The organism is Mesorhizobium sp. B2-4-15 (genome assembly GCF_006658505.1).
GTDB lineage: Bacteria > Pseudomonadota > Alphaproteobacteria > Rhizobiales > Rhizobiaceae > Mesorhizobium.
The window spans coordinates 82,225-106,352 of sequence record NZ_VFUZ01000009.1; the positions used below are offsets into that span (position 1 = coordinate 82,225).

17 protein-coding genes and 3 pseudogenes are annotated in these 24,128 nt (G+C 61.3%); 13 read left to right on the plus strand and 7 right to left on the minus strand.

Going from position 1 to position 24,128, the window contains the following annotated elements; translation table 11 throughout:
• Positions 1-5 precede the first annotated feature (5 nt).
• From FJ930_RS13105 to FJ930_RS13125, 5 genes and pseudogenes are all read left to right on the plus strand, one after another.
• Positions 6-4,312: pseudogene (locus FJ930_RS13105) on the plus strand (strawberry notch-like NTP hydrolase domain-containing protein).
• Entirely contained in the window at positions 4,312-5,352 is a 1,041-nt protein-coding gene (locus FJ930_RS13110) for a toprim domain-containing protein (protein WP_141838297.1), read from the plus strand. Before FJ930_RS13105 ends, FJ930_RS13110 begins: the two are co-directional and overlap by 1 nt.
• A 344-nt stretch (positions 5,353-5,696) precedes the next feature.
• Positions 5,697-6,626: a DUF2493 domain-containing protein gene (locus tag FJ930_RS13115; protein WP_141838105.1), complete on the plus strand. Its 930-nt coding sequence runs from the start codon at positions 5,697-5,699 to the stop codon at positions 6,624-6,626.
• The gene (locus tag FJ930_RS13120) at positions 6,607-6,918 is read left to right on the plus strand and encodes a hypothetical protein (RefSeq protein WP_141838107.1); all 312 of its coding nucleotides are present in this window, start codon (positions 6,607-6,609) and stop codon (positions 6,916-6,918) included. The genes FJ930_RS13115 and FJ930_RS13120 overlap by 20 nt, the downstream gene beginning before the upstream one ends.
• A gap of 641 nt (positions 6,919-7,559) precedes the next feature.
• The gene (locus FJ930_RS13125) at positions 7,560-7,886 is read left to right on the plus strand and encodes a DUF736 domain-containing protein (RefSeq protein ID WP_141838110.1); all 327 of its coding nucleotides are present in this window, start codon (positions 7,560-7,562) and stop codon (positions 7,884-7,886) included.
• Between the two features lie 216 nt (positions 7,887-8,102).
• Here FJ930_RS13125 and FJ930_RS13130 read toward each other — a convergent pair whose 3' ends face one another.
• The 4 genes from FJ930_RS13130 to FJ930_RS13145 form a co-directional block, all read right to left on the minus strand.
• Positions 8,103-8,348 (minus strand): WGR domain-containing protein, encoded by a 246-nt coding sequence (locus tag FJ930_RS13130; protein WP_140744728.1) that lies wholly within the window; start codon positions 8,346-8,348, stop codon positions 8,103-8,105.
• A 181-nt stretch (positions 8,349-8,529) separates the two neighbouring features.
• Positions 8,530-9,012: a helix-turn-helix transcriptional regulator gene (locus FJ930_RS13135; RefSeq protein ID WP_140744729.1), complete on the minus strand. Its 483-nt coding sequence runs from the start codon at positions 9,010-9,012 to the stop codon at positions 8,530-8,532.
• A gap of 183 nt (positions 9,013-9,195) precedes the next feature.
• Complete coding sequence (locus FJ930_RS13140) at positions 9,196-9,531, minus strand: hypothetical protein (RefSeq protein WP_141838112.1); 336 nt, start codon at positions 9,529-9,531, stop codon at positions 9,196-9,198.
• Positions 9,528-10,226, minus strand: a complete 699-nt coding sequence (locus tag FJ930_RS13145) for a ParA family protein (protein WP_140744731.1) — start codon at positions 10,224-10,226, stop codon at positions 9,528-9,530. The genes FJ930_RS13140 and FJ930_RS13145 overlap by 4 nt, the downstream gene beginning before the upstream one ends.
• Before the next feature lie 297 nt (positions 10,227-10,523).
• Between FJ930_RS13145 and FJ930_RS13150 the strand changes: the two genes are divergently transcribed.
• Complete coding sequence (locus tag FJ930_RS13150; RefSeq protein WP_246676899.1) at positions 10,524-10,898, plus strand: plasmid mobilization relaxosome protein MobC; 375 nt, start codon at positions 10,524-10,526, stop codon at positions 10,896-10,898.
• Positions 10,898-13,150 (plus strand): hypothetical protein, encoded by a 2,253-nt coding sequence (locus FJ930_RS13155; RefSeq protein ID WP_141838114.1) that lies wholly within the window; start codon positions 10,898-10,900, stop codon positions 13,148-13,150. The genes FJ930_RS13150 and FJ930_RS13155 overlap by 1 nt, the downstream gene beginning before the upstream one ends.
• Positions 13,151-13,162: 12 nt before the next feature.
• Here the strand turns inward: FJ930_RS13155 and FJ930_RS13160 are convergent, their stop codons facing one another.
• Positions 13,163-15,559: a transketolase gene (locus FJ930_RS13160; RefSeq protein WP_141838116.1), complete on the minus strand. Its 2,397-nt coding sequence runs from the start codon at positions 15,557-15,559 to the stop codon at positions 13,163-13,165.
• Positions 15,560-15,684: 125 nt separating this feature from the next.
• On the opposite strand from FJ930_RS13160, the gene FJ930_RS13165 reads away from it, so the two are divergent.
• The 3 genes and pseudogenes from FJ930_RS13165 to FJ930_RS13175 all read left to right on the plus strand — a co-directional run.
• Positions 15,685-16,158 carry an Lrp/AsnC family transcriptional regulator gene (locus tag FJ930_RS13165; RefSeq protein ID WP_141838117.1) on the plus strand — a complete coding sequence of 158 codons (474 nt, stop codon included), beginning with the start codon at positions 15,685-15,687 and terminating at the stop codon, positions 16,156-16,158.
• A 72-nt stretch (positions 16,159-16,230) separates the two neighbouring features.
• Positions 16,231-16,449: pseudogene (locus FJ930_RS30455) on the plus strand (flavin reductase); the annotation flags it as partial.
• A gap of 449 nt (positions 16,450-16,898) precedes the next feature.
• Positions 16,899-18,320, plus strand: a pseudogene (locus FJ930_RS13175) (ISNCY family transposase); the annotation flags it as partial.
• Between the two features lie 648 nt (positions 18,321-18,968).
• Here the strand turns inward: FJ930_RS13175 and FJ930_RS13180 are convergent.
• Complete coding sequence (locus FJ930_RS13180) at positions 18,969-19,364, minus strand: VOC family protein (RefSeq protein WP_141838119.1); 396 nt, start codon at positions 19,362-19,364, stop codon at positions 18,969-18,971.
• Between the two features lie 220 nt (positions 19,365-19,584).
• Here FJ930_RS13180 and FJ930_RS13185 point away from each other — a divergent pair, with 220 nt between their 5' ends.
• From FJ930_RS13185 to FJ930_RS13195, 3 genes are all read left to right on the plus strand, one after another.
• Entirely contained in the window at positions 19,585-19,890 is a 306-nt protein-coding gene (locus tag FJ930_RS13185) for a ribbon-helix-helix domain-containing protein (RefSeq protein WP_140745948.1), read from the plus strand.
• Positions 19,891-20,084: 194 nt separating this feature from the next.
• Complete coding sequence (locus FJ930_RS13190) at positions 20,085-20,558, plus strand: hypothetical protein (protein ID WP_141838121.1); 474 nt, start codon at positions 20,085-20,087, stop codon at positions 20,556-20,558.
• An 83-nt stretch (positions 20,559-20,641) separates the two neighbouring features.
• Positions 20,642-22,720 carry a sigma-54-dependent Fis family transcriptional regulator gene (locus FJ930_RS13195; protein WP_141838123.1) on the plus strand — a complete coding sequence of 693 codons (2,079 nt, stop codon included), beginning with the start codon at positions 20,642-20,644 and terminating at the stop codon, positions 22,718-22,720.
• Between the two features lie 848 nt (positions 22,721-23,568).
• Here the strand turns inward: FJ930_RS13195 and FJ930_RS13200 are convergent.
• Positions 23,569-24,066 (minus strand): DUF1097 domain-containing protein, encoded by a 498-nt coding sequence (locus FJ930_RS13200; protein ID WP_141838125.1) that lies wholly within the window; start codon positions 24,064-24,066, stop codon positions 23,569-23,571.
• Positions 24,067-24,128 lie beyond the last annotated feature (62 nt).

Genomic DNA, 24,128 nt, shown 5'->3' on the forward strand with positions numbered 1-24,128 from the left:
GCACCATGAACATGATCTCGTCCGCCACGTCCGCCGCGTCGCTCCCGCTCACCTGCGAGACCGATACCGCCGCCGCTGTCGTAGCCGCCGGCTACCTCATACTATCCGACCTCGAACGCGGCGAACGCGTTGACGCGGCCAAGCTGCGCGCGGCGATGGAGACGGCCTTCGGCGCTTCCGACGCCACCGGCGCCTGGGTTTGGAAGGCCGCTTATGACGCCTGCGAGGCCGCGACCGTTCTGTTTCTGCGCAAATACGGAAAGGCGCTGTTTCGCAAAGCCGCATCTCCCGCTGCGCGGCTTGCCGCCTTGTCGAGGATCGCCGGCCTCCTGCCGAGCCATACGCGCCGTTCAGAAGAGACGCAGGCCTTCCAGCAGTTCTCGACCCCCATCCCGCTTGGGCTGGCTGCGGCGACGGCAGCCGCCATCGCCCCGGCCGATCGTGTGCTGGAGCCTTCGGCCGGCACCGGGCTGCTGGCGATCCTTGCCGAGACCGCCGGGGGCACGCTCATCCTCAACGAACTGGCCGGTGTACGTGCCAGTCTTCTCTCTTCGCTGTTTCCCGCCGTTCCCGTCACCCGTCTCGACGCCGCCCAGATCGACGACCATCTCGATCCGGCCGTGGTGCCCAGCGTCGTGGTGATGAACCCGCCATTCTCGGCCACGGCCCATGTCGACCGGCGTATGGCCGACGCCGCATTGCGCCATGTCGCCTCGGCGCTGGCGCGTCTCGCTCCCGGGGGACGGCTGGTGGCCATAACCGGGGCCAGCTTTGCACCCGACAATCCAGTCTGGGCCTTGGCCTTTGCGCGCTTGCAAGAGCGCGGCCGGGTGGTGTTCTCGGCCGCGGTCGACGGATCGGTCTATGCAAAGCACGGCACGACGATCGATACGCGACTGACCGTCATCGACAAGATCCCGGCGCAGAACCCTAGTGTCTTCCCGGCAGCACTGGGCGTCGCGCCTGATACCGCCACGCTCATGGACTGGATTTGCGAGCACGTGCCCGCGCGCAAGCCGGTGACGCTGGCGACAGCGACGGCCCGAGCACCGGCCGCGTCCGCACCGCGAACCGTTCGCGGCTACCTTGGCCGCTCTGCCCGGGGTGTCATCTCAGCACCGCTCGCCTGTCCCGAAGGCATCGACCTCACCTATGAGATCGTCGATGGGGAAGTTGCCGAAAGCGCCGCCATCAGCGACGCGATCTATGAGGAATACGGGCTTCACGCGATCCGTATTCCCGGCTCCCAGGCCCATCCGACGCAGCTCGTGCAGTCGGCGGCGATGGCAAGCGTTTCGCCGCCCAAGCCAAGCCATCGACCGCGCCTGCCAGGCAACGTCCTCGACCTGCTCTCCGACGCGCAGCTCGAGGCGATCATTTATGCCGGCGAGGCTCATGCCGAATATCTCGCAGGGACCTGGGCGGTCGACGCCACCTTCGATGTCGTCACCGCCGCCCGCGACGATGCAGCCAACGCCGTCCGCTTTCGGCAGGGCTTCATGGTGGGCGACGGCACCGGCGTCGGCAAGGGAAGGGAATCCGCTGCCATCATCCTCGACAACTGGATGCGCGGCCGCCGCAAGGCGATCTGGGTATCCAAGTCAGACAAGCTGATTGAGGACGCGCAACGCGACTGGTCGGCGCTCGGCATGGAGCGCTTGCTGATCACTCCGCTGTCCCGCTTCCCGCAAGGCAAGCCGGTCACGTTGCATGAAGGCATCCTGTTCACCACCTATGCCACGCTGCGCTCCGATGAGCGCGGGTCAGGCAGATCGTCGAATGGTTGGGTTCCGATTTCGATGGAGCCATCATTTTCGACGAAGCGCACGCGATGCAGAACGCCGCCGGCGCCAAGGGTGAACGTGGCGATGTCGCGGCCTCTCAGCAGGGCCGTGCCGGGCTCCGGCTCCAGCACGCGCTGTCCAATGCGCGCATCACCTATGTCTCGGCGACCGGCGCCACCACCGTTCACAATCTTGCCTATGCCCAGCGGCTCGGCCTGTGGGGCGGCGGGCACTTTCCGTTCTCGACCCGCGCCGAATTCGTCGAGGCCATCGAAGCCGGCGGCGTGGCGGCCATGGAAGTGCTGGCCCGCGACCTGCGTGCGCTTGGCCTCTACACGGCACGCTCGCTCTCCTTCAGCGGCGTCGAATACGAGCTGCTCGAGCACGAACTCACGCCCGAACAGGTGCGCATCTACGACGCCTATGCCGGCGGCTTTGCCGTCATCCATAACAATCTCGATGCGGCCATGCAGGCCGCCAACATCACCGGCAGCACCGGCACGCTCAATGCCCAAGCCAAGGCGGCGGCACGGAGCGCCTTCGAATCCGCCAAGCAGCGCTTCTTCGGTCATCTTCTGACGTCGATGAAGACACCGACCCTGATCCGGTCGATCACCCGCGACCTCGACGACGGCCATGCCGCGGTCGTTCAGATTGTCTCGACCGGTGAGGCGCTGATGGAACGGCGTCTGGCCGAACTGCCAAGCGAGGAATGGAACGACGTTCGCGTCGACATCACCCCCAGGGAATACGTCCTTGACTACCTTGCCCATTCTTTCCCGGTGCAGCTCTACGAGCCATTTACCGACAGCGAAGGCAATCTGTCGTCACGCCCGGTCTATCGCGACGGCCAGCCGGTCGAGAGCCGCGAGGCGGTGGCCAAGCGCGACGAACTGATCGCCCAACTGGCCAGCCTGCCGCCGGTGCCTGGCGCACTCGATCAGATCGTCCAGCATTTCGGTGTGGATGTGGTGGCCGAGGTCACCGGCCGTTGCCGTCGCGTCGTGCGCAAAGGAGAGCGGCTGGCCGTCGAGAACCGCGCCGCCTCGGCAAATCTTTCCGAGGCGGCTGCCTTCATGGACGACCAGAAGCGCATCCTGGTCTTCAGTGATGCGGGAGGGACGGGGAGGTCGTATCACGCTGAACTCTCGGCCCGGAACACGCGGCTGCGCATCCACTATTTGCTCGAGGCCGGTTGGAAAGCCGACACCGCTATCCAGGGACTGGGGCGGACGCACCGGACCAATCAGGCCCAGCCGCCGCTGTTTCGGCCGATCTCCACCAATGTGAAGGCCGAGAAGCGCTTCCTGTCGACGATCGCCCGGCGTCTCGACACGCTGGGCGCCATCACGCGCGGCCAGCGCCAGACCGGTGGTCAGGGGCTGTTCCGGCCCGAGGACAATCTGGAGAGCCACTACGCCCGCGACGCGTTGCGCCAGCTCTATCTGCTGATCGCGCGCGGTAAGGTCGAGGGCTGCTCGCTCGAACGCTTCGAGGCAGCCACCGGCTTGAAGCTCACGGATGCGAACGGCATCAAGGATGACTTGCCGCCGATCACCACCTTCCTCAATCGCCTGCTGGCGCTCACCATCGGGCTGCAGGGCGTGCTGTTCGGGGCATTCGAGCAATTGCTTGCGGCCAGAATCGAGGGCGCCATCGCTTCGGGCGCGTACGACGCCGGGCTGGAGACGCTGCGGGCTGAAAGCTTTCTCGTCACCGACCGGCAGGTCATCTACACGCATCCGCGCACCGGTGCCGAAACGCGGCTGCTGACCATAACAGAGCGCAGGCGAAACCGTCCGGTCGCGCTCGACGTCGCACTCGATCACCTCGCCGACCCTCGTGCGAAACTGTTGATCAACGAGCAGTCGCGCCGCGCCGCCGTGCAGATACCGACGAGCAGTATCATGCTCGACGACGGCGACATCCAGCGGCGGGTGCGCCTGGTTCGGCCGATGGACGCCCAGACCATGCCCCTCAAGATAATGGGGGAGACGCGTTGGGTCGAGGCTGACCGCGATGCCTTCGCCGCGACGTGGACGACCGAACTTTGCGAGGTGCCGGAGTTTTCCGACTCCGTCCTGCATATGGTGACCGGCCTGTTGCTGCCGATCTGGAAGCGGCTCCCCAACGAGTCGGCCCGGGTCTATCGCCTCCAGACCGATGCGGGCGAGCGCATCATCGGCCGCAAGGTCTCGCCGGCCTGGGCGGCCAACGCCACCACCACGGGTACCGCGTCGCTCTCGCCGCAGCAGGCTTTTGCCGCGCTGATGGACGGCGGCACTGTTCTCGTTCTCGCGGAAGGCCTCCAGCTTCGACGCAGCCGCGTCATGGGGGCATGGCGCCTCGAACTGTCCGGCTTCACCGACACCATGCGCCAGCAGCTGTCGGCCTATGGGCTGTTTCACGAAATCATCTCGTGGAAACTCAGGATGTTCGTGCCGACCGCCGCCGCTGGCCCGGCGGTGCTCGAACGCGTGCTTGGCCGCTATCCGATCGAGCGCATCAGCCAGCGTGAGGCTCCATGATGACCCGCCACGACGCTGCCGATCTTGCAAACAGTCTCGGCTGCCATGCCGAGGCGGTATGCCGGCACTACCTGTCGAATGGCCGCCGCTCCGGTAGATACTGGCTTGTCGGGGACGTCCGCAACACGCAGGGTCGTTCCATGTTCGTTCGCCTCACGTCCTCGTCGAAGGGACCGGCGGGGAAATGGACCGATGCGGCGACCGGCGAGCATGGCGACCTGCTCGACGTGATCCGCGAGTCCCTCGGGCTGATCGACTTCAAGGACATCGCCCAGGAAGCGCGCGCCTTTCTCGCCATGCCCAGGCCAGAGCAAGCACCGGGACGGCCGATGACGAGACCAGATCCGGTCCCCATCGGATCGCCACAAGCCGCTCGGCGACTCTTCGCCATGTCCAGGCCGATCATCGGCACGCCTGTCGAAACGTATTTGCGCCGGCGCGCCATCACCACTTTGGTTGGAGCCGGATCATTGCGCTTTCACCCGCGCTGTTACTATCGGCCTGAGGACAACGGGGGGACCGAAACCTGGCCGGCAATGATCGCCGCGGTCACCGATCTCGAGGGGCGGCTGACCGGCGCGCACCGCACCTGGCTGGCCCGGCGCGGCATGGGCAAGGCACCCGTCGAAACGCCGCGCCGCGCCATGGGAGACCTTCTTGGGAACGCCGTGCGCTTTGATAGGCCCGGGAGCGTCATGGCGGCAGGCGAAGGCATCGAAACGACGCTGTCGCTCAGATGCGCTTTGCCAAGGATGTCGATGGCAGCCGCGCTTTCCGCCGCCCATCTCGCCGCCATCCTCTTTCCGCCGGGATTACGCCGGCTCTACATCATCCGTGACAAGGATCCAGCCGGTGACGGTGCGCGAGACAGCTTGATGGAGCGCGCGAGGGAGGCCGGGATCGAAGCCATCGTTCTCTCGCCGGTAGGGAAGGACTTCAACGAAGATCTTCACGATCGAGGCCTCGCCGCTCTTCGCGCGACAATCGCGGGCCAGCTCGTCCAACGGGATCGCAGTCGCTTCCTCGATCGCGCGGCCTGACCTGGAAACGAAAAGCGGCGCGGCACGGTCAAGGGCGTCACCGCCGCCGATGAGCCACCGCCGGAAAGAGCCGCAGCCCCGGCCTTCGAGAGGGCGATCGGCCCACAAGCGGGCCGGCCTGGCAATGGCGGAGGCCGACTATTTTCCGGCGGCGGGCGAGTCTTGGCGAGAGATAGCGACCAAGCGCGACGCCTTTCCATCGCGAGGCAAAATAGCCGGCCGCCGCCATCCTCTGCTTGCGCTCCGGCCCTCCGCTTCGCTCCTGGTGCCGTGCCGTCCCACGTGTGGGCTTTCGTCGCCATGAAGGCCGCGAGGGTCGCGGTCCAGCCGACGGGAGAACCCCCATGAGCGAGCACGACGATACCGCACCGCACCGCGCCGCATCGCCAACCGATCACGTCCTCACCGAACTCCAGCTCTATGGCTGGCGCCCCTTCGCCGAAGAGCCCGACCCGCGCCCGCTTCCCGAAGGCGACCATGTGGCGGGTGCCGTGGCGGATATCTTCGACGCCCTTGTTGTCACCTTCGAGGACACACGCCTCGAGCCTGACCTCGACGACCTGCTCTGGTCGGTCACCAATGTCTTCCATCGGGCGCTGCTCAGGATCGAGCGGCAACTGGACGACAACGAGCAGGCCCAACGCCGTCTGCAGCGGGAACAGGACGGCACCGAGATCAAGGCGGTCGAATTGGAAAGCCTGATCGCCCAGGGCCAGACCCTTATCGAGCGGCGCGATGCCTTCGAACTGATGCGAGACCAGGCCGCCGAACATTACGAGCAGCACACCGGCTCAGGCTGGCGCCCCCGCAACGGATCGATGGTCAACCATCGGCATATGACCTCGGCAATGATCGACAGCCGCGACTTCCTTGCCGCCAAGAGGCGTGCAGACAACGAAGTATTGCTGCCGGCAGGTCCGAAAGTCGCGTTCACCGGCGGGCTCGACTTCAACGACCACACATTCATTTGGGCCAAGCTCGATCAGGTCCATGCCAAGCACCCGGACATGGTGCTGATCCACGGTAAGTCACCTAAGGGCGCAGAGAAGATTGCCTCGCTTTGGGCTACAAATCGAAACGTGCCGCAGATCGGCTTCGCCCCTGACTGGACCAAATACGCGAAGGCGGCACCGTTCAGGCGCAACGACCAGATGCTCGATGTCATGCCGATCGGTGTCATACATTTCCCTGGCACCGGCATTCAGGACAATCTTGCCGACAAGGCGGACAGGCTTGGTATCCCGGTATGGAGGTATGGCAAAGGGGGCACATAGTGCCAGCGCCATCTCCAGCGATGCGAACGGCAATTATCGGCGTCGCTTCAAATTACTGTCCAAATCAGAACCCAACGGAAATTCGGTCAACATGACCGAAACGATGTTTTGGTTTGCTCAAACCTTGCCGCCGACGATGGCGACGGGTGAAGTGCGATGGCAACAAGATGCGCCTGTTGGGGCAAGGCGTCCCCTAATGCAAGAAGGAGCTTGCGCAACTTGTAAAGAACGGGCTGCGGCAGCTTTTGAAGGAACTGCGTTGCCCGGAATGACGGTCGCTTCAAGACTGTGATGATCACCGCGCCGGTCCGCAAGCTGGTCGTGGCTTGTGGAAGTATGTCAGCGGTGGCGTGGTGGTTCAGGGAGCTCTCGTCAGGCCATGACGACTTTGGTGAATCGCAGTTCGGCCCGGACCTGATCAGCCCGGCCGGAACCAGGCTGACGAGCGCGTTGCGGCGTGGGGTATACGCCGTCATCGAGACTGGTCCGCCCTCCTGAGTCCTTGCCGTCGAAGGCGGGATTATGGTGTGGCCGCACGATTGGCGACCGGATGTGAGGCTAATCCGCGTATCAGCGCGGATCAGGAAACAAGCTCTGACGTCAGGTTCATGAAGCGGAAGAATCGCGCCGCTTGTGCCGAATGCATGGCAGAAGGACCGACAACCAGCGTCGTTCTCGTGAGACCGATGCTGAACCTCCCCATACGGCCTCTCTTCTGGCTGGTCTGGCGCCGTCCCGGCCTTGGCCTGCAACGGCTTCACCGACCTTCTTCCCCTGCGGCTTTGCCGCATTCCTCGCGGGGCAACAAGCTCGGCTACCGCCGTCCTCCGCTGACGCTTCGGCCCGTAGGATGCAGTCGGCCAAACCGTCGCCTCATGACCGCTATCGAGGCCGCATAGGGCGGTTTCGAGCAAACCAGTCAGGAGAACGACAATGGCTACCATCGGTACCTTCCAGCAGTCCGGCGATAACGAGTTCAACGGCGAGATCGTCACCCTCTCGCTCCAGGCCAAGAAGGTCCGTATCGTTCCCGATACGCGCTCCAGCGGCGAAAACGCTCCCAGCCACCGGGTCTTCGTCGGCCGGATCGAAATCGGCGCCGCCTGGTCCAAGCAGTCCAATGAGGGCCGCAAGTACCTGGGTCTCAAGCTCGACGATCCCAGCTTCACCGCTCCGATCTATGCCAACCTGTTCGCCGATGAAGACGGCGAGGGCCTGTCGCTGATCTGGTCGCGCCCGAACGGGCGGCGAAGCGACTGAGGTCCCCACAGGGCTCCGGCCTCCAGGCCGGGGCCCGTCGGTCACGAAATCAGTCCACGGCGAGGCGGAGGGACGTGGCTTTGGCCGTCACCTGAAACTGGCTTCGCGCCCATGAGGCACCCCTGTGGGTCCGAACGGTACGTGATCATCTGTAGTCCCCGGTTGAATGGGACCAGCGCTGCGTTCCTGCATTGGACGCGGAAGGCATGGAGCATCTCACGGACCCTTGCCCGCATATCCGCGTTTGGCCTTTCGCTCAGCCAGCCGCGACAGCGCCGCATCTGCTTCATTGCCATCTTCGAAAAAATCGATCTTCTGACGGCCTCGCGTGCCAATCCGTCCCCACTGCCGTACGACGGACACTTCGCCGAAAAGCGTGGGCTGCAACGACAGGACATAGTACCGGGCCATATTGCGAGCGGCATCGGTTCGGCGCAGGAATACGGGATGCATAGTGTTCATGCACCGGATTTTCTTTCGTCGCCCGCGGTCCGTCCAACGCATTTTTTGAATCAACCGGTGGGCACCGATTCAAGATGTTGATGGTTGTCGAGCCTGCGCGGGTGAGGCCAACAGCACTGTGGCCGGTATGGCGTACAAACGGGATAAGCCGCCGCGATCGGTGGTTTTTATGGTGACCGCATCACCGCTTGCGCGGATCGTCGCCGGGTTCTTCGCCGGCGAGCCCCTCGACGAGGTTCAATAGGCTCGATGCGGTCGACGCCGGCATGTCAAGCACCCGCAATATCAGTTTCAGCTTGTCGTCAGCCTCTTCCCGATTCTCACCGAAAAAATGCGGGGCCGCCGAGTGGATCATCTCGATCGGTGAACAGTCCAGAATCTCGCATATATGGATCAGTCGCGTCGCATGCAGCTTGGAAAACGCGCGCTCATAGCGCGCGAAGATTGTCTCATGCAGGCCGACCATTGTGCCCATCTGCGCCCGATTGAGGCGCCTGGCATCGCGGCGCTCGCGTATGAACCGGCTGAAAGCCCACTCCATGTCGCCGAAGCTACGGATGCCTTCGAAGCCCGGTTTCCTGTAGACCGGCTTGTCGCATTCAGGGTCTGCCGTTTCGACGAGACCATGCTCACCAATATATCTTTGGACGTCCTTGATTGCCATGCGACAGCTTTCGCCTGCTCCCGTCTGCGCCGCTGAAGCACGTCAATAAGACGCGATTCTTCGCCTCCAAATGCCCGATTTGGGGAAAAAAAGGGCTAACCTGGCCCTAAGCCTAACAGGTGAGGGGCCCGCAATCAAATTGCCTTTATCCAAGGTCGATCGAGAGACGGGCGGTTGCCGCATTCAGAGGCCAAGGTCATCCAGATACTTTAAGATCGCCTGCTCCATGATTGCCTGCATCGATGTCTCGGCATTAAATGACGCCAATTTCAACCGACGTTTTGTTGGTCGGTCGAGGTTGACGTTCACAAAGCAAGTTTCCCCCTTTACCCGCTCTCGCTTCATGCGCCGCAGGGCCTTCCTGGCCTCGTGTCGTGGGTCCCGTGGACCGTGCAATGGGCTGTCGAGCCCACGGTGTGCCTCGAGGTTGTTGGACCGGCGATGGTCGTCACCAGCCGGGGCTTGTCTGCGCGCAGCAAGCGCGAACTCGTCCAGAGAGAGGCTTTCCCGGCGGCTCATGAAGCATGCTCTTCTTCTGCGTGGCTCAACAGAGCATCGATCTCGCTGACGATTTCTTGCGTCTCGCGGCGCGCTTTAACAACAGCGGGGGATAGCGTCTGCATCTGGAGAGTGCCGGTGCCGTTCTGGATGTCCTTATACACATTGCGTTCCATGACTTCAGTTCTGAACAGATAGGTCCCGACCTTGTCCTCGATGATCGGGCGGATCTTCCGGTAAAGTTCAGTCTGTCGGACCGTCAACGAGATGCGGGTTCGCAGGACTCCGTGGCGACAGGTACCGGCGCCCGCCTCATTGATCCTGATGATCGACTGGAAGCAGTCGATCGCGCCGAGGACCTCGCGCTTTGACGGCTGGATCGGAGATATCACCAGATCCGACCAGCCGATCACCGGATCGATTGTGGAAATATCCTCCCCTGGCGTGTCGATGAGGAGGTAGTCAAAACGTTGCGCATGGCGCTGGATGAACGCATCCAGCGACTTGGCCGTCTTGTGGCCGAAGACGCTGATGCCGTCTGGCTGGGCATCCTTGTCATGGCAGTCGCTCCACCATTTCGTCAGATTGCTTCGCCCATCCATATCGAGCATGGCGACCGCTGCGCCACGCAGTGCATATTCGCCAGCGATGTTCATCAACGCGGTGGTCTTGCCGGCGCCGCCTTTGCCGTTGATGGCAGAGATTACGATCGTCATGAGCGGGCTCTCCCCAGGAATGTGTGTTTCTAGTCACGCAGCAATCCAGCTCTGTTCGAACATGGATTTGTGTCTGCATGGACTTGAATGATTGTAGAAAAATAGCGTCAACCTGACAACGATAATTTGCGTGTATAGGCATGTTTGCCGATTTTTGATGTTTATTTGGTTGGCAGGATACGGAAAAATGTGGTACATTTTCCTGACGATCGAGGGACGGGCCCTCGATCCGCCGCCTGCAGCGGTTATGGGAGCCGGTAGGGCACTATGATTGGAGAAAATCGGCAGGTCCGATGCTTGGCTTCAAAGAAGGACAAGGTGGTGCGAACTCGCCTATCCGCCGACGATTACGCAGCCGTCGATGCGGCAGCGAAGCTTGCCGGGATGACTGTTTCCGCGTTCGTGCGGTCGTTGGCGCTGGAGGGCGCCGGCGTACTGCCCTTCATGAATGAGGCGGACCGCGCCATCATGGAACTTCTGGGACAAGACATGCTAGCCATTGGCAACGCACTCAACCAAGCGGTTCGTGCACTGAACACCGGGTGCCTGGAAACCCCTTCAGATCTTGTCGTGGCTGCCGCCGACGCTCGCGCCGTTGTCATTACCGTCGCGGCCGAACTCGCCGGGATGACGAAACGCGCAGGTGTCGCCAGACGCGCCCGAGAACGCTGATGGAGTTCTTTCTTGGCGCCTTCGAAAAGGAATGGGAACGGCGCCGCGCCGCGCTGCTTCATGAACTGCAGCCAGGACAGGCTGAGGAGATAGGTTGGGATTGGCGGAGGAGGGGAGGGATGGGGAGCCCGCCTCAAGGCAACCCAGATAGTGTAGGCAGGGGGAAAGGCGATCGCGGATTGGGCCAGGTTTCGCTTCGGCCGGAAGGCGGCGAATTTGGTCGCGCGATGCGGTCACGGTTTGCAGGGTTGGCGCGCGGAAGCCAGGCCGCGGTCGTAAAGCTAGCCTCCTACGGTGGCGGCCTGCGCGTGGCCGCGATGATAAGCTATGCGTCGCGAAGTGGAAAACTGGCAGTCGAGAACGAGAAGGGCGAACTTGTTCTGGGGAAAACGGCGCTCTTGGAAATACGCTCTGAATGGGAACACCTTTTCAACAATCGGACGGCGAGCCGGGACATTGGCATTTTTCACATCGCGCTGAAGGGTTTGGCGAAAGCCAACGGAGGCCGCGACGAGATCATCCACGCAGTGCTGCAGGCGGGCTTCGGAGAACGCCGTTTCGCGTATGCGGTCGAGGGCCAGGGTGAAGAACTTGATGTGCGCGGAGTGCTGGTGCTTCGCGACCGGCAGGGTGAGCGCATGACCGGTGATCGCAAGGCCACAGCCATTGTCCAGCAGAGGTTCAACGAAACGGATATCAGCAACCACGTGGCGGCGTCCTTCCGATTCCATGGCCATGGCAATGGGGTGCAGTTTGCGACCGCTCGCATCCGCGAGTTGGTCGAACGCTTCACCGGCAATGTTCGCGACGATCGGGGACGTCGGATCGGTACTGTCGCGCAGGCCGGCGATCTTGCGCAGAAGGAATGGCGCAAAGAACTGCACAGCCGCAAGGGCAGGGACGTCATGCATCTGGTCATCTCGGCGCGCGCCGGCACGGATGAGACCACGTTCCGCAGCGCCGTGCGCGACTTCCTCGGAGACCAGTTTGATGGGCACCGGTACGTCTTTGCCATGCACGGTCCCGCCGATGACCCGAAGGCGCTTGGGGAAGGTGGCAAGCGCCCGCATGTCCATGCCCACGCCATTGTTACCATGCGCTCGGACACGGGAGCGCGCATCGAGACAAGTCCCCGGGTGTTTCGAGAATGGCGTGCATCAATGGCAATGAAGGCGCGGGAGCGCGGCATCGAGATGGAGCTTACGGATCGCCGCGATGTTGCAAGCGCCCCGCCCTATTCGCGTAGCCAGGTCAGGCCCATCAGCTATTCCGGCAGAACTAGGCACGAGGGCACAAGCCGGGCTGCGCAGCGGCGCTATGACGCCAAACGCCTGAACCAGCGCAATGTCGCGAACTCGGACCGAAGCGCCCTGTACATTGCGGAGGTGATCCGGACTTGGCGGACATTCGCGCGAACCAGCCAGGATCGCGGGATCGCCGGGTTTGCCGAGGGTCGACTCCAGCGGATTCAGGATGCCGTCACGAACAGTCAATATGACATTGATTGGCATGATATTGGTGATAAAATCGTAAAAACGAAGGTCGACTGGATCGTGTTTCGAGACTTGATCGGAGGCGAGGAACCCCCCATGCTTGAGATGACACGTCGGCAGTTTGAGGCCTATGAGCAGCGCGTCGAGGCCGCACTGGATCGCATGGCGGCCTCGATCGAGCCGGAGGTGCGCAAGGATTTCCTCGATATCGTCGCAGCAGCTCGCGAAGTGATAGACATCCGACGGGAACATCTCGAGATTGCGGAGCGAGCAATCGGTGAAGGTGTCTACGACAGGGAAGGTTCTGTCGAGGAACCGAGAGCGCCCACGCCCCGTCATTTGCAAGCGCATGAGCCGTTTGGACGGTCCGACAGGCAAGGTCGCGACCACGATCGAGACAAGGCCGACGCGCAAGCGGCCAGGGTGGAAGCACGACCGTCAGCGAAGGTCAGCGGTGGGGCGGGCGGTAAGCCGGCCAACGATGCCTCGATCGCAGCCGGGAGCACAGACCGGGGTGGCGAATTCAACAGCGACCATCTCGCGAAGAGCGACGGCGAACGGGCTTACGAAGGCCTGGCCCGACATGAAAGCCTAGCCGCCTTTACGAGGAAGAATGCACCAGATCGCCCAGCGCTGGTCCAGTCGGCCGAGGAGCGTTCGCCTCGGCCCGATCCGTCGGCAAACCGTGATGCGCGCTTGCGGGAACTGGAAAGGCAAATCCAGCAAAAGAGTGCGCGCGAGGACGATCGCGAGCGCTAGCCAATACGATCATTAAATGGCTGCCCGCAGATGCCTGATGGGCCTGCCGGGTGATATGGCTTCCGCAGCGGTTGCGATTGCTTGAGCGTCGATTCCATGGTGCCGGTAAAGATCGCCGATCGTGCCGGTTTGGCCGAAGTGCTCGACGCCCAGAGATCGCGTCCGGTGACCTTGGATGGAGCCGAGCCAGGCCAGCGTGGCCGGGTGGCCATCGATAACCGTAACAAGGGCACAGTTCGACGGGACGCCTGCCAGCAGTCGTTCGATATGGCTTCGCGCGTGAACCACGCCGCGCTCGCGTGCCTGATGTGCTGCGGTCCAGCCTGCGTTCAGGCGGTCCGCCGAGGTTATCGCCAGCAGGCCGACGTCGCGGCGATCTTCCCCGATCAATCCAACCGCCTGCACCGCTTCGGGCGCGACTGCTCCGGTATAGGCGACGACAATCTGCGCGTTGGGCCCTGGCTTGCGCATCCAATAGCCTCCATTGAGAATGTCTTCCGCCAACGCCTGATCGATGACGCGTTTTGGCTGTTCGATCGGGCGTGTCGACAGCCGGAGATAGACTGAGCCACCGAGCGTATCTCGTAACCATGTCGCAGCGTCGGGTTGACCTTCCCCGTCACGCTGCAGGTAGTCGAACGCAAACCGCAAGATCGTCGCGAGCTCGTCGACGTAGGCCGGCTCGAAACTGGCGAGGCCATCCTGTGCCAAGCCGATCAGTGGCGTGGCGATCGATTGGTGGGCGCCGCCTTCCGGGGCAAGACTTATGCCGGAGGGTGTGGCAACGATTATGAAGCGAGCATCCTGGTAGCAGGCATAGTTCAGCGCATCGAGGCCACGTTCGATAAACGGATCATAGATGGTTCCAATCGGCAACAGCCGTTCGCCGAAGATCGAGTGAGAAAGGCCGAGAGCCGACAGCGTGAGGAAAAGATTCATCTCGGCGATGCCGAGTTCCAAATGCTGACCCTTGGGTGAGAACCCCCAATTGAATGTCGATGGTATCCTCTCCTTCTTGAACAAATCGGCGGCCTCTTGCCTGGCAAAAAGACCACGGCGGTTGACCCATGCGCCAAGGTTTGTGGAGACCGTCACGTCGGGCGATGTTGTGACGATCCTGCTTGCGAGCTCGGTATCATCCTTGGCAATCCCATGCAGGAGAAGCCCAAACCCTTGCTGCGTCGAAATGAGTGACTGTGGTGGAACCGACAGGTGGGCGGGCACGGTGACCTTTGCCGCTTCGTAGCGGCGGCGTCCGATCTTGTTGAAGGGGGCTTGCTTGATAAAATCCGCCAGTTGCGTGGCGGGAAGAGAAAGTCCTTCATACCGATCCCATTCGCGACCTGCGCGCACACCAAGTCTGGCGCGCAAGTTCTCGATCTGCGCCGTCGTCATCAGGCCGGCGTGGTTGTCCTTGTGACCCGCCAGGGGCAGGCCGAACCCCTTGATCGTGTAGGCGACAAAGCAGACTGGCCGGTCGTGCATGCGTGCATCCTCGAATGCCTTGAGCAATGACGGCAGGTCATGTCCTCCGAGGTTGGTCATGAGCCGCGCCAGCTCTTCATCCGAGCGGCTTTCGATGAGCCTGGAAACGTGACCTTGGTCGCCGAGTTCATCCAGCAGCCGCTTGCGCCATACTGTTCCGCCCTGATAGGCCAGCGCCGAATAGAGTTGGTTGGGGCAGCTGTCGATCCAACTCCGCAAAGCTTCGCCGCCAGGCTCGCTGAAGGCTTGTTCGAGCAGAGTTCCATATTTGAGGATGACCACATCCCAACCGAAATTGCGGAACAGGGAGACAAATCGCTCCCACAGGCCTTCCCTTACGACCGCGTCGAGGCTTTGGCGGTTATAGTCGATGATCCACCAGGTGTTGCGCAGGCCGTGCTTCCAACCCTCCAACAAGGCTTCGAAGATGTTGCCTTCATCCATTTCGGCGTCGCCAACGAGCGCAACCATCCTGCCCTCGGCACGCTGGTTGGCCATTCCTTTGGCCCGCAGGTAGTCCTGCACCAATGATGCGAACAGCGTCTGCGCCACTCCGAGGCCGACAGAACCGGTCGAGAAATCGACGTCGTCGACGTCCTTCGTGCGTGACGGGTAGGATTGTGCGCCCTGATAGGCCCGGAAGGCTTCCAGTTTGTCGCGTGTCTGATTGCCAAAGAGATACTGAATGGCATGAAATATCGGACTTGCATGCGGCTTGACGGCTACCCGATCCTCCGGATGCAGGGCAGCGAAGTAGAGAGCCGTCATCACGGTCGCCAGTGATGCCGATGACGCCTGGTGCCCGCCGACCTTGAGTCCGTCGTCGTTGTCACGAAGGTGGTTGGCATTGTGGATCATCCAGGTGGACAGCCACAATACCTTCTTCTCCAAATCCTCCAGGCAGGCGAGTCTCGGATCGTCCATTTCTTGCTCCATCATTCGAAGAGCCTAGAGTAGAAATATCTCGCGGACGATTGCGGCTAAAGTGACGCTAATTTAATGCCAATTCTGCCAGTTTCAGCCAAGGATAGCCTCAGGATGGTAAAATCATGCCAAAAATCACGATAGACGACATCGATCGCAAGTTGCTGGCGGCGCTTCAGTCAGATGCCCATGCAACGACGGAAAACCTCAGTGAAATCGCTGGGCTCTCGCCGTCGCCTTGTGCGCGCCGGGTGCGGATGCTCGAGCAGTCCGGTGTGATCAAGGCCTACGTGGCGATCGTCGACCAGGTGAAGGTTGGGTTGCCGGTCAGCGCCTTTGCGTCGGTGAAGCTGGAGCGACAAAGAGAAGAAGAGCTCGATCGATTTTCGAGCGCGGTCCTTCGCTGGCCGGAGGTCGTGGAGTGCTATCTGATGACCGGAAAGATGGATTTTCTGCTGCGGATCGTTGCCAAGGATCTGGGTGCTTATGAAACATTCTTGAAACAGAAGCTGACGAGGCTTGATGGCGTGGCGTCAATCGAAACGAGCTTTGCTCTTGGTCAAGTCAAGCATGCTCATGGGTTGCCGATCGTCCCTTGAGATGCTCACGGCCGGTCGGTGAGATCGATAGGACATCGGCACGATCGGGATCAAAGGCGAGCGCGAGACTAGCATGCGCCACCGCTGATCGGCTGCGTGTCGGATCCTGGGACTACAGCCAGCGGGCGTTGAAAGAAACCGGTATGCGTCATCGCTATTCCAACAATCGATCTGGCGAGACCGTCGCCGATATCGGCAATTGCTCTGATGATTCCGTAGACAAGTTTCAGCGTTTTGGGCTGAAGACGCGCCCGGCAAAAGAGGTGAGCCCCGTTGGTCGCTGACTGCCTGGAGATCGTTCCCGGCACGCCCTTGTCGAGCGCGTTGAGAGGCAGGTGAGCGGCCTTCATTGTTGCCGAACTGCATGTCGTCGATCCGGAAGCTGATTTTGACCCTGCGCACCTCGGAAAAGCGGAAGTACTATCGATATTACACCTGTTGCACGTCCGCCCGGCAGGGACATACGGGCTGCAAAGGCCGAACGATCCCGATGGGTCGCACGTTCGTACCGAAATGGCTCGCCGCGTGAGATTTCTTGACGTAAAAACAAATGTCTTAAGTAAGTTCCATAATACATGTTATGCAACTTTGACGTGTAGCAGCTATTTAGTAATGCGACAGTTGCCCCAGTTAGAGATGCGACACTTCCCGCTTCCGAGGCTGGTCAACATGAAGCTGGAAAGGAAGGCTTGCGACTTCACAGAGCCTGGCGTGAGAGCGGGCTTATTGCGGGAGCCGTCATGCCTTTGGTCACCTTGTCGCAAAAAGAGCTGCATCGTCTCGAAGCCATCCAGAAGATCCGCGACCGACGGCTGAGCGTCGTCCAGGCGGCGGAGCTTCTTCATCTCAGCCGCAGTCAGGTTCACCGGCTGTTGCAGGCCTATGACCAGGACGGCGCCGGCGGGCTGGCGTCGAAGAAGCGCGGCCGGCCGAGCAATCGGCGCCATGATGAGGACTTTCGCAACACCACACTGGATCTCGTGCGCGATCGCTACCGAGACTTCGGCCCGACGCTTGCCAGCGAGAAACTGCTTGAGTGGCACCAGATCGCCGTCAGCACAGAGACGCTACGCAAGTGGATGACGGAAGCTGGCATTTGGACATCGCGCCGGGAGCGCAAGAAGCAGCTTCACCAGCCACGGGGTCGGCGCGACTGCCTCGGCGAGTTGGTTCAGATCGACGGCTCGCACCATTGGTGGTTCGAGAACCGCGGCCCTAAATGCGCCCTGCTCGTTTACATCGACGACGCGACGGGCAAGCTGCTGCATCTGCGCTTTGCTGGTTCCGAGAACACGTTCGACTACCTGATCGCCACCAAGGCGTATTTGCAGGAATGGGGCAAGCCGATCTCCTTCTACAGCGACAAGCATGGCGTGTTTCGCACGACGCATGGTTCGGAGAAGGATCGAACGACTGGCCTGACGCAGTTCGGTCGCGCGCTTTATGAGCTCAACATCGACATCATCTGCGCCAACACTCCGCAGGCCAAAGGTCGAGTCGAACGTGCCAATCAGACGCTGCAAGACCGGCTTGTGAAGGAGCTGCGTCTGCGCGGCATCAGCACGATCGAGGCGGCCAATGCCTATGCGGCCGAGTTCGCCGCCGATTTCAATGCCCGTTTCGGCAAAGAACCACGCAATCCGAAGGATATGCACCGCCTCCTCGCCAAGCATGAGAACCTCGACGGCGCGATGTGTCGCAAGGAATTCCGCACGCTGTCCCAGGCTTTGACACTGCGCTACGACAAGGTGCTGTTCATTCTCGATCCGAGCGTCCTCGCTAAGCGCCTGGCCGGTAAGAAGGTCGTCGTGTGCGACTATCCCGATGGCCGCCTCGAGATCATGGAAGGCAGCACGTCCCTACCCTATAGAACTTTTGACAAGCTGCGCTCGGTTCACAGGTCCGAGGTTGTGGAGAACAAGCGCCTAGACGAAGCACTGGCGATGGTCGCCGAGATGCAGGCCGGCCGTGAGCTGACACGCAGCCAACACGGACCGCGGCGCACAGGCCAGGCGAACCACTTGTTCGGTATTCCCGATGGCAGCCAGAGCAATGGCTACCAGAAGCGTGGCCGCAAGCCTGGTCGACGGACGGATTTCACAAAGGACCCCGCGGTCGTCGTGCGGCGTGAGCAGGCACTTGCTAGAATGCCCGCAGCGAAGGTCGAGATCCAGGCCGACAAAGTCGATCTGACACTCACAGAGAGCGATAGGCATCGTATTGCGGATGTCCTTGCAGTGCTGGACGAGTTTCCAATCAACCGGAAGGCTCAACCGACAACGGAAGCCGGCTTGTAGCTCAAAGCGTGCCACGCGGCTCTCAAAGCTAAAGCCGACGGAGATCTATTGGATCGCACCCGATCGGGCTTACGCAACCCCGACCAGCTCACGCCCGATCGGGGGCTCATGCTGGAGCCAGGGAAGCGCGTCAGCGTCGCATTTCCAACTTGCTGAGCCCTGCCCTTTGAACAGGCCCTGGCGACATTTCTACTTTGCTGAGAGCGCGACATTCGAACCTGGTTGCAACATGACGTGTAGCAGCTATATGCAGCTATATAGAGATGCGACACTTGAGCAATTTAGAGATGCGACAGTCCCCGACTTTCACAGCTGACGGCTCGCCAACACGAAGCTGGAAAGGAAGGCTGGCGACTTCACAGAGCTTGGCGTGAGACTGGGCCCATTGCGGAGCCGTCATGTCTTTAGTCACCTTGCGCCGTCATCTCGTGGCCTATGTTATCTCCAAGCGATCGCGCAGGTATCAAGAAGTCGCGATTGTGCAAGTCATGAGCGTGCCTCCATCGAACGCCCCTATTGATAGCGTCCGTGGCGCTGCAGCACTTCGATCTGGTAACCATCTGGGTCGGCCACGAAAAAGAACCGCGCGAGCAGCGCTCCTTCGCGCTTGAACTCGACAATTTTTCGCGGATTGAAGCCTGCCGCAGCCAAGCGCTTGTATTCGGATTCGAGATCGTCGACGCAAAAGGCCAAATGGCCATAGCCTTCGCCAAGCGCATAGAGTTCTCTCTTGCCCTTGTTGATCGTCAGTTCAAGCTCGAAATCGGATTCTGCACCACGCAGATAAACCAATGTGAACGTGTCGAAATCCAACCGGTCCGCAACATTGAATCCAAATGCGCTTCTGTAGAAGCTGACCGACAGGTTCTCGTCGGTCACCCGGATCATCGAATGTATTGCTTTCGCCAAAGAAGCCTCCCGCCCAGCACGTGGTCTGGGATACCGCTCACCGCTACAAAGCGGGTAGCAGCCGGTTACCACGTCGAGAGGTGTTTGGCTGGATGACGCACCAAGGTCCGATTGCGGTCACTGCAAATTGAAGGGAAAATGCGCGCTGGGTTGGTATCGTCCAGAAGAATGGACCTGGAAGCTCTTCGCCCAAAAGCAATATCAAACGGGAGGTCATCACATGTGTAAGGTCTTTGCCGGGCAGGATCCGGAAGGGTATCGATTAATCAATCGCTCAGTTCGAATAGGCGGCCACTCGACGAGCATCCAACTCGAAGCCACTTTTTGGACGCTATTGGACGAGATCGCTCATGGACAGGGGATGACGGCGCCGAAATTCCTCTCGACGCTTTACGATGAAGCGATCGAGATAAACGGTCATATCCCGAACTTTGCCTCGATGCTGCGCACCACATGCGCGCTCTATCTGCGCGACAGGCACCCTTTCCACAGCGAACCCTCGGAATCGAAGAACAAGGCGGCCTGACACGGGCACTACTCATCAAACGTACGAATACCGGCTCTCCCGCGTGTAGCAGCCACCTGCTACCAACGACACTCATTTCGGCGCTAACTAAATGTGAATGGCGGACCAGGACGGTGGCAGTGTAAGGTTCGCTGCAAAGAAAAAGAATGCGCCCCCGCGCCTACGGACGCCGGCAAACGAATCTGGGAGGATTCATGGTCGAGATCATCTCCAAGCGGGACGGCCCGCGACGCGAGGATGTTCAGGTCAAGCGGCTGATCGAGCAGAACCGCTCCACCATCGTTCGCCTCGCCGACCAGATCAGCGGTGGTAGTTATTCGGCGTCCAAGCAGCCGCGCCAGCAACGCAAGGCGGAAGGCTTGATCATCCATGTCGGCGGCAGCGCGACAACCGCGACTGACGCCAAGCCGTCCATCCAGGTGACGATGAATGGCCGGGTGATCTCAAAGGATCAGAATACCGGCCGCCAGCTTCATCATATCGGCGATGTCCGCAATCGCAACGGAGACCAGACCTTCGTGGTGGCTACGAAGAAGAACGGCTTTTTCTCACCGGTCGACGACACCATCGCCGAGGCGCTTGCCGGGCTGGATGGATCGCGGCTGACGGCGGCTTACAGCGAAGAGCAGCTTGCTGCCGACATCGGGGCGAGACTAGGCATCGACTGAGGACTGATATCCGGGCGTGGCTGTGCACGTCCGCCGCGACAGCATACAGAAATGGCATACCTCAAAGGTACTGTGATGACTGAATGAAACACGCGAGCGGCCCCAATCCTATGAAACCCGGTGCTCTTCCGGCGCGTGCGTCGATGGCCACCGGGCAACTGGTTCTGGACAAGATCGACTATGATGAGCGCGCCACCATGCGTGCGTGGGAGAGTTTTCTTTCCGACGAGCCGACAAGCGCACGCGATCCGGTCCACGTCCGCTCGCTGATCCACGATTCCTGGTATCGCAGCGCCACCGGCGGCATCAATGCGCAAGGCATTGAAGCGCCGCTGAGCAGTGACCGTGACGAGATAGAATACCTGACCCGCGCCAACGCCGAGCTGCTTTCGGCGGCGCGGCGATCGTTCGAGTCCCTTGGCCAGTTGCTGGAAGGGACGGGAGCGATGCTGGTGCTCGCCGACAGCGACGGCGTGCTGATCGACGCCATCGGCGACAAGAAGACCTTGCATGACGGCATGGACATTCATCTGGGCATCGGCGGCAAATGGAACGAGGACGCCGTCGGCACCAATGGCATCGGTACCGCGCTGTGGACCGGCGAACCGATCTTCGTCCATGCGGCCGAACATTTCTGCGCCGGCATCAAGTCCTGGACCTGCGCCGGAGCGCCAATCCGCGATCCGCTGGACGGCAAGATCATCGGCGTGGTCGACCTGTCCGGTTATTCGCCGATTTTTCGGCCGCACAACACAGCACTCGTCGCCGCCACCGCCAGGCAGATCGAAAAGGCGCTGGCCGAACAGCAGCAGGAGCAGCGCACGCGCTTGCTCGAGGCCTTTATCTCGTCGGCCCCCAGCTATCGCCGCAAGGATGGGCTGGTGATCGTCGATCATCGCGGCCGCGCGATCTTCTGCAACAACGTGCCCAACGGCGACACGACGGAGATGATGGACGGCCCGATGGAACCGGGCCGCGGTCGCTGGCTGATGAACCTGCCGGCCTCCGGCTCGGAGAGCGATCTCGCCAACGCGCTGCCGGCGCATCTGCGATCCTGCCATGTCACGCCGCTGAAGCTCGACGGTGACCTTCGAGGCGCGGCGCTGGTTTTCCCTTCGGTGCCGGTCGTCTCCGGCGTGACCGTGATCGACCGGCAGCCGAACAAGCAGCTGCAGACGGCGGCTGCGATGATTGTCGGCGAGAGCGACAAGCTGCTTGCCGCCATCGATGTCGCCTCCCGCGTCGCAAGATCGAACGGCGTCACCTCGCTGCTGATAGAAGGCGAAACGGGTGTCGGAAAGGAGCTGTTCGCGCGGCTTGTTCATGCCGGCAGCCGGCGCTCGGAAAACGATCCTTTCATCGCCATGAATTGCGGGGCGATCACCAAGGAACTGTTCGGCAGCGAACTGTTCGGTCATGTCGCCGGGGCCTTCACCGGGGCCTCGCGCGACGGCAAGCCGGGCGTCTTCGAACTCGCCAACGGCGGCGTGCTCAGCCTTGACGAAGTCGGCGAACTGCCGCTCGAAATCCAGCCCTTCCTGTTGCGTGTACTGGAAGAGCGTGTGGTTCACCGCATCGGTGACTCGAGGGGGCGTCCGGTGGACGTCCGGCTCGTCGCCTCGACCAATCGCGATCTCAAGCAGGAAGTCGCCGCCGGCCGCTTCCGCAGCGATCTCTATTACCGCATCGGCGCGGTCTCGATTCATGTCCCGGCCTTGCGTGAGCGCGGCGACGACGTGCTGTTGCTGATCGAGCATTTCAATCGCCACATTGCAAGGCTGGCGGGCAATGATCCGCTGGAGTTTTCGAACGAAGCGTTCGATGCGCTGCGGGCCTATCGCTGGCCGGGCAATGTCCGCGAGCTGAAAAACCTCGTCGAGCGTCTGCATGTGCTGGCGCGCGGCGGCACGGTCGAGCTCCAGGATCTTCCCGGCGAAATCAGTGCGGGCAACCGCGACGACAAGGCCATGCACGGCGACCACCCCACAGCCATGCTCGAGGCACCGGTGTGCTCGTTCGAGGATGGCGAACGCCAGGCGATCAAGAATGCGCTTGCCGCCGAGGGTGGCAATCTCAGCAAGGTCGCACTGCGGCTTGGGGTTTCCCGGCCGACCCTCTACCGCAAGCTTGGCCAGTACGGGATCCGGCGCGGCTTCCTCTAGGGTGTGTTGATTTCAGGTGATGCCGACCTGTAAGCGCCAGTTTTCCGGTCTTATGTAGCAAACGCACCAAAGGTGTCTACGGGAGGACCGCGCCTGACTTGGCGGCAAGTCGCTCCAGCAGCCTGCGGGAGTCCTCGATTATCCGGCGCGTCTCTTCGATATCTGAGCGCAAATCCTCAACATGTTCCACCGCCCGTTGCTGATATAGGCGCGCGCTAATATTGAAGTAATCGTCAGGCTCCCACGGTTCCATGGCTACGGCCTATGGCGTCGTCGTTTAGGCGCCATCGACAGCGAACGCGAGGGTTCGACGTTTGTTCCGCCGTCGCCCTTATGCGTACGGTTTGATGCCAACAGACGCGGCGGCTATTCGGCGGGATCGCCCTGAATGGCGTAGATAACCTCCGGGAACAATTTAGCCGAGTTTTTCACTGACATTTGCAATTAAAGCCGCCCTCATCCTAGTGTTCAACTGCGAGGGGGAGCAGCACAGCGTCTATGTGCTCTTGTTGGTGAGCCAGATTCGAACCTTGAGGCGGATTAGCCCGGAAATCTCGGCACGCTTGGCGACAAGGGGGTTGACGGCGTGCTGGTATCGGGTCGAGCGGACTAAGGGCGCTACTCTTGGCATGCCCGGATTTTATGGGAACCCACCCTTTAAGTCGCGCGGGAACTTGGTGCGTCTGCTACATAAGACCGCAGTTTTCTAGGCTTCCGGTGCTCTCGAAAGCCACCACCGACACACTTTGATTCAAATCCGTTGCAAAAAAACCCGCGGCATTCGCGCCGCAGGGTGGGGAAGTTCGTCGACCGAAACTGCTGTCAGGCAGCAGCGGTCGCGCGGATGATCAGCTCCTTACGAGGGCTCCTGTCACTTTCTCTGAGGCGTAGCCTAGGATGTTGCCGATGATCAGCGAGATCACCACGGCGGCTGCGACCTTGACTATGCCGCTGGCGCCTTCGCCATAGGCGGCGGCACCAAGCAGAAAAAGCCCGGCGGTCGTGGCGTAGCCGTAGACCGCCGACGGGATGGCGCTCAGCAGCGGCAGTCTGGCTGCGAGAATCAGCACCACGATTGAAACGCCGACGCAAATACCAGCCATGCTCGCCGTAACCCCGATGGACGTCAGCGCAATCAGGGCGCCGGCCGCGCAGGTCGCTCCCCACAGGTTTGCAACCGCCGAATTCCTGAACCCGGCCTCCTTGCCGCTGCAGTGGTAAAAACTCCCCCAGCCGACAAATACCGCCCAGATCAGCAGATAGGGACTGCCGATCGTGATCGCCGCCCATGTTGCAATGCCACCCATGATGCCGATGACGACGGCCAGCCCCGTGATAAGATCCATGTTGTCCTCCCGTTTTCCAAAGCTCAAAGCAAAGAACTCGTTTCAGGATCGCGCTTCGCTGA